The organism is Kitasatospora sp. NPDC057512 (assembly GCF_042802135.1).
In the GTDB taxonomy this organism is placed as follows: Bacteria; Actinomycetota; Actinomycetes; order Streptomycetales; family Streptomycetaceae; genus Kitasatospora.
In genome coordinates, this window is record NZ_JBHVET010000013.1 from 22566 (window position 1) to 33553 (window position 10988).

Annotated in this window: 11 protein-coding genes; 3 read left to right on the forward strand and 8 right to left on the reverse strand. The window is 72.9% G+C overall.

The genetic code is table 11. The features are described from left to right. The first annotated feature begins 45 nt into the window (after positions 1-45). Positions 46-609, forward strand: coding sequence for a YbaK/EbsC family protein (locus ACFU6K_RS02155; RefSeq protein ID WP_380660367.1), 564 nt, complete (start codon positions 46-48; stop codon positions 607-609). 233 nt (positions 610-842) lie between these two features. On the opposite strand, the gene ACFU6K_RS02160 is transcribed toward ACFU6K_RS02155, so the two are convergent. The 5 genes from ACFU6K_RS02160 to ACFU6K_RS02180 form a co-directional block, all read right to left on the reverse strand. Further along, positions 843-1442 carry a CGNR zinc finger domain-containing protein gene (locus tag ACFU6K_RS02160; RefSeq protein WP_380660369.1) on the reverse strand — a complete coding sequence of 200 codons (600 nt, stop codon included), beginning with the start codon at positions 1440-1442 and terminating at the stop codon, positions 843-845. 41 nt (positions 1443-1483) lie between these two features. Further along, positions 1484-2509 carry an MFS transporter gene (locus tag ACFU6K_RS02165; protein WP_380660377.1) on the reverse strand — a complete coding sequence of 342 codons (1026 nt, stop codon included), beginning with the start codon at positions 2507-2509 and terminating at the stop codon, positions 1484-1486. Between the two features lie 294 nt (positions 2510-2803). Further along, positions 2804-3655 carry an MBL fold metallo-hydrolase gene (locus tag ACFU6K_RS02170; RefSeq protein ID WP_380660370.1) on the reverse strand — a complete coding sequence of 284 codons (852 nt, stop codon included), beginning with the start codon at positions 3653-3655 and terminating at the stop codon, positions 2804-2806. Positions 3656-3688: 33 nt separating this feature from the next. After that, positions 3689-4399, reverse strand: coding sequence for an SDR family oxidoreductase (locus ACFU6K_RS02175; RefSeq protein ID WP_380660371.1), 711 nt, complete (start codon positions 4397-4399; stop codon positions 3689-3691). A gap of 122 nt (positions 4400-4521) precedes the next feature. Further along, entirely contained in the window at positions 4522-4959 is a 438-nt protein-coding gene (locus ACFU6K_RS02180; protein WP_380660372.1) for a nuclear transport factor 2 family protein, read from the reverse strand. Between the two features lie 504 nt (positions 4960-5463). On the opposite strand from ACFU6K_RS02180, the gene ACFU6K_RS02185 reads away from it, so the two are divergent. After that, a complete protein-coding gene (locus tag ACFU6K_RS02185) occupies positions 5464-6357 on the forward strand; it encodes an alpha/beta hydrolase (RefSeq protein WP_380660373.1) in 894 nt (297 codons plus the stop codon). Between the two features lie 44 nt (positions 6358-6401). Then, positions 6402-7190 (forward strand): enoyl-CoA hydratase/isomerase family protein, encoded by a 789-nt coding sequence (locus ACFU6K_RS02190; protein WP_380660374.1) that lies wholly within the window; start codon positions 6402-6404, stop codon positions 7188-7190. A 152-nt stretch (positions 7191-7342) separates the two neighbouring features. Here the strand turns inward: ACFU6K_RS02190 and ACFU6K_RS02195 are convergent, their stop codons facing one another. From ACFU6K_RS02195 to ACFU6K_RS02205, 3 genes are all read right to left on the reverse strand, one after another. Next, the gene (locus ACFU6K_RS02195) at positions 7343-8821 is read right to left on the reverse strand and encodes a carboxylesterase/lipase family protein (RefSeq protein ID WP_380660378.1); all 1479 of its coding nucleotides are present in this window, start codon (positions 8819-8821) and stop codon (positions 7343-7345) included. Between the two features lie 125 nt (positions 8822-8946). After that, a complete protein-coding gene (locus ACFU6K_RS02200; RefSeq protein WP_380660375.1) occupies positions 8947-9858 on the reverse strand; it encodes a SigB/SigF/SigG family RNA polymerase sigma factor in 912 nt (303 codons plus the stop codon). Positions 9859-10153: 295 nt separating this feature from the next. After that, positions 10154-10678: an ATP-binding protein gene (locus ACFU6K_RS02205; protein ID WP_380660376.1), complete on the reverse strand. Its 525-nt coding sequence runs from the start codon at positions 10676-10678 to the stop codon at positions 10154-10156. Between the last annotated feature and the right edge of the window lie 310 nt (positions 10679-10988).

A 10988-nucleotide genomic window follows, 5' to 3' on the forward strand; every position in this document is an offset into this window, starting at 1 on the left:
TCCGATGGTCCGACCAGCGCAACGGGCCGCGCTACAGTCCGTTCCATGAGTGAGTCCATGCACCCTCCCTTCGGAAACTTCACCACCGTCTTCGCAGCGCTGGAGGTCTGCGACGACCTCGCCGCTCCCGTGGCCGACGCCCTGAAGAACTGGGACGCCCGGGAGGCGGCCGAGTCCGCGCTGTACGTGGACACCGATCCCGAGAAGGCGGACACGGCGGTGTTCTGCGAGGTCTACCAGGTGCCGCCGGAGCTCTCCGCGAACTGCGTGGTGGTCGCGGCCAAGCGCGGCGGGGAGGTCACCCTGGCCGCCTGCCTCGCCCTGGCCGACACCCGGGTGGACGTGAACAAGGCCGTCCGTACCCACCTGGGGGCGCGGAAGGCGTCGTTCGCCCCGATGGACACGGCGGTCGAGCTGACCGGCATGGAGTACGGCGGCATCACCCCCGTCGGCCTGCCGGGCGCATGGCCCCTGCTGATCGACGAGGCGGTGGCCGCGGCCCCGTACGTCCTGGTCGGCAGCGGTCGGCGCCGGGGCAAGCTCATCCTCCCCGGCTGGGCACTGGCCCAGCTGCCGGGCGCCGAGGTACTGGCCGGCCTGGCCGGCTGAGAGCCCGAACAACCGAGGTCCGGACGGCCTCCGGACCTCGGCCGCGGCCGCTTGCCCTCGCGGTAGGGCCTTCGTACGGCCAGTCCCGCCTCGACCATCCGGTTCAGCCGGTTGGCCAGGATGTTGTCGGCCACTTCGAGCTGCTCGCGGCCGTCGAGGGGCGGCCCCCGGGCGTCGAGCCGCAGCCACGGTCGACGGGGGGCCGCGGGCCGCACCCCGGACCAGGTCCCGGCTCAGTGTCCGCCGGAGCGCTGGCGGGCCCGGTAGGCGCGCAGGTTGGCGGTGTTTCCGCAGGTCTTGACGTCGTGCCAGACGCCGCTGTTGTTGCGGGAGCGGTCGAAGAACGCCACTTTGCACCGGGGGTTGCGGCAGGTCTTCAGGCGGCGGCGGGTATCTGCCCGCTGCCCCTCGAAGGCGGCTGCGATGACCAGTGCGGTCAGCCGCCGCCACCCGGTGCCGCGCGGTTCGAGGCGCACGAGGCCGTCCTCGCCGAGCTGGAGCGCCGCGGTGGCGGTGTGCAGGACGGGCACGGCGACCCCTGCGGCCTCGACGGTACCCGGCTCCGCGCCGACGAGTGCCTGCAGGTCGTCGCGGAACGCCCGCAGCTCCGCGAGGCCGGCGGCGTCGAGGACGATCTCGGGAACGGCCTGCCCGACGCCCTCCGACCACCGGGCGGTGGCTTCGTCCACCCACTGCTGGGCCGTCCGGACCTCCCCCAGGAGGTCGGGTTCGCGCGGCGAGCCGGCCGAGATCGTGTTGAGCAGGTCCTGGACCAGACCGAGACTGCCGGGCGCGGCTTCGAGGTCGTACCGCGCGGTCGCGGGCCACAGCATGGCGGATGGCACCTCCTGGACGGCTGACGTGGGGCCTTTCATCATTTCACAGGGCCGGAACGGCCGATCCTTGCCTGGGTGAGCAGGCCGAGCACGGCGCTGGCGACGATGGCCACGGCGTACGCGGTGACGGTCGGCAGCAGTCCCAGGGGCGCGACCAGGAAGCCGGCCGCGATCACGGGCAGGCCAAAGGTGAGGTAGGCGACGAGGTAGACGGCCGCGAACAGGCCGGCGCGCTCGTGCGTACCGGCCAGGGGCGCGATGGCGCGTACCGCCCCGGAGAAGGAGGTCCCGAAGCCGGCCCCGCCGACGGCGCCGCCGATCCACAGCAGGGGCAGCACCCCGGCGGCGACGCTGACCACGATGAGAGCGGCGCCGATCGCGATGGCGGCGCTGCCGAGGAGTGTGGCCCGCCGGGGCGCCAGGCGGCCGAAGGCCAGGCCTGCCAGCGCCGACGGGCCTTGCATCGCGAGCACGGTCGCGCCGTTGACCAGGCCGTTGTGGAGGTGGAAGAGGTTGCCGATGACGGTGGGGGCCAGCCCCATGAAGAGGCCGGCGAGCAACCAGCCGCCCATGTGCACGGGCACGGCGGCGAGGAACTCGCGCCGCGCCGCCCGCGGCACGGCGACGGTCGGGATCAGGGACCCGGCCGCGCCGGGACGGAGCGCACCGGTTTCCGCGCAGAGCACGGTCGCGACGGTGCCCAGGGCGGTGAGCAGGGCGAGGACGAGGAACACCGTCACGGGCGCGTGATCGGTGAACTGCGCCGCGGCTCCGGCGAAGAGGGCGCCGGCGCCGAGCCCGATGGCCGGGGCGATGGTGCTCAGGGTCGTGCCGAGCTTCTTGTACCGGGCCGGTGCCAGTTCGATGATCGACGCGGTGAACGCGCCGCTCGCCGCGCCGGTCGCGATGCCCTGCAGGGTACGGGCGGCGATCACCCAGCCGATGTTCGGGGCGAACGCGCACAGCAGCATGGAGGCGACTTCGAGGACCATGGATCCTGCCAGTACGGGGCGGCGTAGGCGAGGGCGGCGGCGAAGAAGGCCGGGGTGGGCGGCAGGGTGTATCGGGGGCGGGAGGCCGTGGCGTGCCCACGGCGATGGGCCGCGGGGGACTCACGGGTGGCGGTCGGCATGCTTTCTCGTCTCTTCTGAGGACGCGCGGGGAAAGGGCAGGGGCGCGCAGGCGGCGGCGGGTGTCGGCTCGTCGGCCCTCGTGGGCGGCGACGAGGACGAGCGACACGAGGCGGCGCCAGCCCGTGCCCTGCGGCTCCAAGGCGACCAGCCCGTCCTCGCCGGACCGTGGCCGTCCAGGCCATGCCGACCACCACCTTCCGCGCAGGAGGACGGACGTGGGGCGCCTCAGGATCCGAGCAGGCCGACCGCGCCGTACCACAGCGGTCCCGGGTTGAGGCGGGTTCCGTGGAGCCGCATCATCCGGTCGAAGAACTCGCGTGCGGTGGGCTTCTCGTCCAACAGCCGCTGGGCGTCGCGCAGGTACTGCCGGGTCTCCTCGATGACGGCGGGGTCGTCGGGGCGGTCCTGGTTCTTGTGGCCGGCGACGACGGCGCGCGGTTCGAGCGCGGCGATCCGGTCGAGGGCTTCGAGCCAGGCCGTCAGGCCGCCGTCGCCGCCTTCGAGGATGTAGGGGTGGACGTCGTTGTAGGCGACGTCCCCGGCCACGACGAGGCCGATCGACGGCACGTGGAGGAAGGTGGTGTCGTCGGTGTCGGTGTGCCCGGCCTCGTACGCCTTGACGGTGTTGCCCTCCAGGAGGAAGCCGTCCGCGGGGATCGGCCGGGCCAGGACCGGGGTGGCCGGGATCCGGCCGGGGAAGACCTTGTCCCACATCTGCTCGCGGCCCGTCGTGGCCTGCTGGTGCATCATGCGGATCGTGCCCTCGGTGGCGTACGCGACGGCGCCGGGGAAGCGCTCGACGAGTTGGGCCGTGCCGAACCAGTGGTCGCCGTGCCCGTGGGTGGCGTAGACGACCGCGAGCCGTTTGCCGGAGCGCTCCACCCAGTCGCCGACCTGCCGGATCTGGTCGTGGGTGAACGGCGGGTCGACCAGGACGGCGTCCCGTTCGCCGTGGATCAGGGTGGACGTGATCGGCGAGGAGACGATGGGGGTGCCGTCGGGCATCCGCTGGTCGCCGGCACGGGGGGCGCCGGGTGAGACGAAGACCTCGTAGGAGAGGGCGGTGGGCGTGGCCATGGCGGCCACCTCCTTCGGTGCGTCGGGGGGCTTTCAGGCGCGGTCGGACAACTGCGGGTAGAGGGCGGCGAGTTCGCCGGACAGGGCGGCCCTGACCTGGCGGCTCATGTCGTCGGCCAGGACCTCGTACGCTTCCGCCTCGATGCCCTCCAGGGCGAGGGCCGCGACCTTGGCGGGGTCGGCCTTGGGGGCGTCCTGGCCGGCGGCGATCCTGGTGTCCATGAGGCCCACGTGCAGGCCGGTGACCAGCGTCCCCTGCTCGGCGAGGGCCAGGCGCAGGGAGTTGGTGAGGGACCACTGGGCCGACTTGGCCGCGGTGTAGGCGGCGGTGCGGGGGATGCCGAGCCAGGACAGCACGGACAGCACGTTGAGCAGCGCGCCGCCGCCGTTCGCGGCGAGGGCGGGCGCGAAGGCGCGGCTCATCCGGAGCGTGCCGAGCACGTGCGTGTCGAACTCCAGCCGCCAGTCGTCCAGGGTGCCGGCCAGCACGTCCGAACCGGTGGTCAGCCCGGCGTTGTTGATCAGCAGGGTGACGTCGGGGGCGGCTTCGGCCGCCGCGCGGACCTGCCGCGCATCGGTGATGTCGAGCCTGACCGGCACGACTCCCGGCGTGCGGACGGACTCGGGGTCCCGGGCGCCGGCGTAGACCTTGGCCGCGCCGCGTTCCAGGAGAGCCTTGGTGAACTGCTCTCCCAGGCCGCGGTTGGCGCCGGTGACCAGGGCCACCGCTCCGTTGATCTGCATGGTGTTCGCCTCCTCGGGGCACCCCGAGGCGTGGGGTACCCCAATCGATGCTGAGAGGTGAGGAGTTGGTGCTCACTGGGGCGCGTCGTGGCGCCCCGGGGTGGGCGGGGACGCGCCCGCGGTCAGGCCTGGTGGAAGTGCTCGCGCCCGACGGCGTGGCCGAGGCGGTTGCCGAGCTCCTCGGAGAAGGCCAGCAGGTTGTCCAGCGGACGGTGCTGGATGACGGCGCGGGCGATCCTGCCCTCGTCGTCCGCGGTCAGGATGGTGGAACCGCGCAGCTCCTTGCCACCGAACGCCTTCGCCTCCCACTCGATGCAGGTGCGGGACCCGTCGCTGATCTCGTACGTGAAGACCAACGCCTCGTAGATGCCGCTGGCGGCGCCCATCACCTGCTTGACGTTCTCGCGGCCCACGACCGGGCTGCGCAGCGCGCTGGCCTCAAGGACGACGTCCTCGGCGAACGCCGCGGCGAAGGCCTCGGCGTCCTTGGCGGCGAAGGCCTTGGTCCACGGCTGGGCCTCGACCTCGTCGGTGGTGTTCGTCCTGGTGATGTCACTCATGGTGATCACTCCTTTGTGCGGTGCGGGCGCTCCGTGCCGGTAGGCGCCGGGTTCGCCCTGGCGGGCCATGAAATAACCGTAGCACTTTTACTTATTTCAGCGAGTGGACGCCGGATCGGCCATTGCTCGGCAAGCTTCTCTTGATCGCCAATGGATCGCCCAGCGATGACGTGAGCGGTGCTCCCTTGTCGGACATGAACGTATGTCCTATGGTTCTTTCACTCGGCAAGCCGTTGGCGATGTCCACTGGGGTACGCCGGCTCACCGGCGCAAGGGCGCGCAGGCCGTAGATGAGCACCGACGCTCACCGCAGTCGGGGCACGGGTACGACCTGAGGTGGTGCGCGCACTGGTGGACACCTTCATGGCCAAGGCCGCTCTCGGCAGTGCGGCCTAGCACGGGCGATCCCGGTCGGCGGACGGCGAACGCCCGCGGCCCACCCACTTCCACGACAACGGCTGGCATCCGCGCCGACCGGATGCCGCTCTGCAAGGAGACGACTCCATGACACGACGCTCCGACATCGCCTTCCCGGGGGAGGGAGGCGTCACGCTGCACGGCTGGCTGTTCCTCCCGGACGGTCCCGGTCCGCACCCGGCGATCACGATGGCCCACGGTTACGCGGGCGTCAAAGAACACGGGCTCGAGCGCTTCGCCCGGGCCTTCGCCGAGGACGGCTTCGTCGTCCTCGTCCACGACCACCGCACCTTTGGGGCCAGCGGGGGCCTGCCCCGCCAGGACGTGGACCCCTGGCGGCAGATCGCCGACTGGCGGCGCGCCATCTCCTCCCTGGAGAGCCGACCCGAGGTCGATCCGGACCGGATCGGCCTGTGGGGCACCAGCTACGCGGGCGGCCACGCCATCGTCCTGGGCGCCACCGACCGCCGGCTGCGCTGCGTGGTCGCCCAGGTGCCCACGATCAGCGGCTACGAACAGGGGCTGCGGCGAGTGTCCCCGGACGCCGCAGCCGACCTGGAGCAGGCGTTCGCCGAAGACGAGCGGGCCCAGTTCCGAGGCGAGGCCCCCCGCACACAGGCGGTCGTCAGCGACGACCTCGCGGTACCGGCAGCCTACCGGGCCAAGGACGCCATCGACTTCTACCTCCAGCAACTACCACCGGGCGCCTGGGAGAACCAGGTGACCCTGCGCTCCTCCCGCGCCGCCCGCATGTACGAGCCCGGCGCGTGGATCAGCCGCGTCTCCCCGACCCCGCTCCTGCTCGTGGTCGCCGACCACGACACCGTCACCGTCACCGACCTGGCCCTCGCCGCCTACGAGCGAGCGCTGCAACCCAAGAAGCTCGTCCTGCTGCCCGGCGGCCACTTCGACCCCTACCTCTCCAGGTTCGACGAATCCAGCACAGCGGCCCGCGACTGGTTCCGCCGGCACCTGATCTGACACATCGTCAGCCCCGTTCCCCGCGCCCACGCCAGGAGCTCTCCGTGCCCCACCTCACCTGCACCATCGACGACGGCATCGCCACCATCGTCCTCGGCGACCCGCCGCAGAACCGCATCGACCGCCAGATGGCCGACGAACTCGCCGCAGCCGTCGAGGACATCACGCGGCGAGAAGCCCGCGTCGTCCTACTGCGAGCCGACGGCCCCGACTTCAGCTTCGGTGGCGACATCGTCGACTGGCCCGGTACGGCCACGGCGGAACTGCGCGCGCTCTTCGAGCACTACATGAACGTCTTCAACTCCTTCGAACGACTCCCGATGCCGGTGATCGCGGCCATCCAGGGGCGGTGCTCCGGCGGTGGCTTCGAACTCGCCCTGCGCGCCGACGTCGTCATCGCCGCCGAATCGGCGCACTTCGGCCACCCCGAGCAGACGCTCGGCATCGTCACCCTCCTCGGCGGCATCTACCGCGTCGCCCAGCGCGCCGGCCGCGCCCGGGCCGCGGAGTGGGCCCTGACCTCCGAGCAGGTCCAGGCCCGCACGATGGCCGACGCCGGCGTCATCAACCGCGTCGTCCCCGACGATGCCCTGCTCCAGGAAGCCACAGCCGTCGCCCAGCAGCTGGCCAAGGGCCCCACGCGGGCTCGCGCCGCGCACAAGGCACTGCTCCGCGCATGGTCCACGGGCGGCACCACCGCGGCGGACGAAGCCATGTGCGACATCGCGATGCCCCTCTTCGAGACGGAGGACGCCACGGCGGGGCTCGCCTCCGCCGTCGCGGCCCACCGGGCGGGCAAGCCGCGCCCCTCCCTCGACTTCACCGGCCGGTGACCCCCGCCATGCGCACGTACGGCGGAACGTGGAACGACGCGGAGGATCGGCGTACCGAGGGCGGAAATCGCCTTGGTTGAATCCGGCAACGCATCCCAGACCGCTGGAAACCGCCGTCGCCCCGCCGGGACCTCGGCCCCGCCGTCAGCGGCTCATCGGACTCCCTCCCAGAGCGACCGCTCCCGGCCGCCCGGGTCCCGCCCCAGCCGGGAGGCGTCCTCGGTCAGGTGCAGCACCGCACGGTCCTGGCCGTAGGCGGGCCAGTCGGGGCCGGGCCGTCCCTCGCGGGCGAAGGCGAGCCAGGCGGCGCGCATCCGGTCGGACAGCTCCTTCGGAGGCTCCGCCCCGAGGAGCGGGTCGGTGGTTCCGAAGACCAGGCCGATCTCCGCCATGTGGCAGGCGCCCAGCCGGCCGTCCAGGGCGGGCGAGGGGTGGGCGAACTCGTAGACGAAGGTCCGTGCGCCGAGGGCGGCACGGGCCTCGGCCACGCGGATGGCCGGGACGCGGTAGGAGTGGTCGGTCATCACGGCCGAGAACAGGTCCCCGGGCGTGGCCTCCGGGCGACCGGCCCGGTAGGCGGCGGCCGCCTGCGCGGCGTCGAGCCCGAACGAGGCCAGGAATCCGTGCAGGACCTCGTCCGTGATGCGGTCGGCCATGCCCAACGCGACGAGGAAGAGCCGGAACTCGTCGGTGGTCGTGCCGGTGAGCAGGTCGATGTCGCGGCCCGCCCCGGCCGCGATGGCGTCGACGGGCCGCGCGCGCAGGGTGGTCCCGTCGACCACCGGCAGCACCGTGGTGCCGCCGCCGGCGGACTCGCCCCACCGGCCCGGGTCCGTGTCGCGGGCGATCTCCTGGCCGAGGGCGGCGTTGGCGGCGAGCAGTCGTTCCGGGGGCACCGCTGCCAGGGCCTCCGTGGTGTGCTCGACCCCGGCGAGGGCGGCCAGCCGCTCGGTGATCCGGCGCCCGGTCTCCGGGGAGTGGCAGTGGTGCCCGGCGCCGCTCTGGGTGATCGCCCGGTGGAACAGTCCCTCGGCCCGCTCCATGGTCATCAGCGCCGTGATGCTGATGGCTCCGGCCGACTGGCCGAACACGGTGACGTTGTCCGGATCGCCGCCGAACGCCGCGATGTTGTCGCGGACCCACTCCAGGGCGGCTATCTGGTCCAGCAGGCCGAGGTTGGCCGTTCCGTCGGGCAGTAGCAGGAAACCCTCGGCGCCCAGCCGGTAGTTGAGCGTGACGCACACCGCGCCGTCCGCGGCGAGCCGGGTGCCGTCGTAGCCGGGCAGCGAGCCGGCTCCGTTGCGGAACGCCCCGCCGTGGATCCAGACCAGGACCGGAAGACGGCCGCCGGCGCGGCCCGGTGCGGGGGACCACACGTTGAGGTTGAGACAGTCCTCCCCGGTCTCCACGGGCTCTTGCAGGAGTCCGGCCATGGCGGGGTGGTAGCCGGGCTGGGGCGCGGCCTGCCCCGGGCGGCCGCAGTCGCGCTCCCCCGCCCAGGGCTCGGGGGGCCGCGCGGGACGGAACCGGAGCGGCCCGAACGGCGGGGCCGCGTACGGGATGCCCAGGAAGGCCGCGACGCCGTCGCGTTCCTGGCCCCGTACCCTGCCGTACCCGGTGGAGACGGTCACGCTCGCCAAAGCAGCACCTCACATGATGGTCGATCATCCGACGCGCCACTCCACCACAAAACGCCCCTGACGGGCCACGGGATTTGGCTCCTCGGGAGCTCCCCGCGGCCTCGCCCCGGACCGCCTCAGCCGACTCCCTCCGGCTCCGGTCCGTCGGCCCAGCCGTCGGCGTCCAGGTCGTCCAACTGCTCGCGCAGCAGGGCGAGGGTGGCGCTGAGCAGCCGGGAGACGTGCATCTGGGAGACGCCGATCCGCTCGGCTATCCGGGACTGGGTGCAGCCGTCCCAGAACCGCAGTTTGAGGACGGTCTGTTCGCGTTCGGGCAGCCGGGCCAGCAGTGGGCGGACGGCGGTGCGGAAGTCGGCGAGTTCGATGCCGGGGTCGCAGTCGCCGAGCCGGTCGAGCAGGGCGCTGCCGGTCTCGTCGGTGTCCTGGTCGCGCAGCGCGTCCAGGGAGTTGGGGTGGCAGGCCCGGCCCGCCAGCAGGCCCTCGGTCGCCTGCTCGACGGTGAGGTGCAGGTCCTCGGCGATCTCCTCGGGCTGCGGCTGCCGGCCGAGTTCCTGTTCCAGGCGGTCGGAGCCGCGGGCGACGGCGAGGTAGAGCTCCTGCGTACCGCGTGGGACGCGCACCGGCCAGGAGGTGTCGCGGAAGAACCGCTTGATCTCGCCGGCGATGGTGGGGATGGCGTACGTGATGAACTCCAGCCCGCGCCGCGGGTCGTAGCCGTCGACGGCCTTGATCAGGCCGATCGTGCCGACCTGGAGGATGTCCTCCATCTCCTCGGCCCGGTGCCGGTAGCGGGCGGCGATGAAGCGTACGAGCGGCATGTTGAGCTCGATGATCGTGCCGCGGACGTAGCTGTAGGCGTGGCTCTCGCGGGCCAGCCCGGCCAGCCGCTCGAACAGCGCGTCGCTCAGCTCGCGCGCCTCGGACTTCCCCATGGCACGCAGCTCGGCCGCGGTCGGTCTTGGCGGCAGATCGGGCGGCAGATCGGGCGGCAGGCCCGGGGGCGCGGCTCGGCGGTCGGTGGTTTCCATGCGGATGGACACTCGAGCTCTCCAGGGCATCAGGGTGAACGCCCCGCGATGCCTGCGGACTTACTCGTACCGCGCGTCGCGGGCTTCTTCCCCAGGACCTGTGCCCGGCTTCTTCAAGCGCGGTCCCGGTGGCACCGTCCAGGTGCTGGAGCGGCCGGAACGGTCGCGGCCGCCATCTGGGCTCCTACCCGGGAATCGGCTTCCGACGCACGTTCCGGATGTTCTCCTGCCCGGCTTCGGCTGGTCACGGGCGTCCCCGACCGGGCCCGGTCGGGGAACGGCCCCGGGCCGTTCCTCAGGTCAGGCGCTCGCGGCGGTTCGGCGGGCCCGGCGGGAGCGCGACCTCCAGCCAGACCCGCTTTCCACCGCCCTCGGGAGCGCAGCCCCAGGACCGCGCGAGGCGGGCCACCACCCGTAGGCCGTGTCGGCCCGGACGGCCCGGGTCGGCGTGCGGGCGCAGCTCGGGCGGCACCGGGCTGGCGTCGGTGACCTCCGCCCGCAGACGGCGCCCGTCCCACCTCAGCCGCAGTTCGCCCGGTCCGGCGTGGGTGTGCAGGCAGGCGTTGGTGACCAGCTCGGCGACCATCAGCAGGAGGTCCTCGGTGACCGCCAGCCGTTCCTCGTCCGCGGTCGGCAGCCAGGACCAGGACCGCAGCGCCTCCCGGGTGAGTTCGAGGCCCGCTTGGACGGCGCCCTCCCGCCCGGAGAACACGAGCCGCCTGGTCTGCTCCGCACCCGGGAGACCAACGGGTGGCAACGCTCCGACCGGGCCGGTCGTGCCGTCGGACCCGGGCAGTGGCACCCGCCCGAAGCGCTCCATGCCGGCCTCCTCACGTCGGTTCGTCCGCCGCGGTGCGGCCACCGCGTACGGTGTCGCGCGCCGGGCCGGGGCGGATCCGGACTCCCCCGGCTCCGGTGACCGCGAACGGCCACTCCGCCCGGGGCTCGCGCCGGTCGACCGCCCCTCGTCCATGTCCTGCTCCATGTCCGGCGCCTGCCCGGTCCGACCGCGGCTACACGCCCGCCGGAACAGATGACGATCGGAACGGATGACGATCGGAACGGCGTGCACCGGGCAACACTCCCCGCGGCGAGGGCGTTTCGGAACGGACCTATCCGCCGTCACCGCC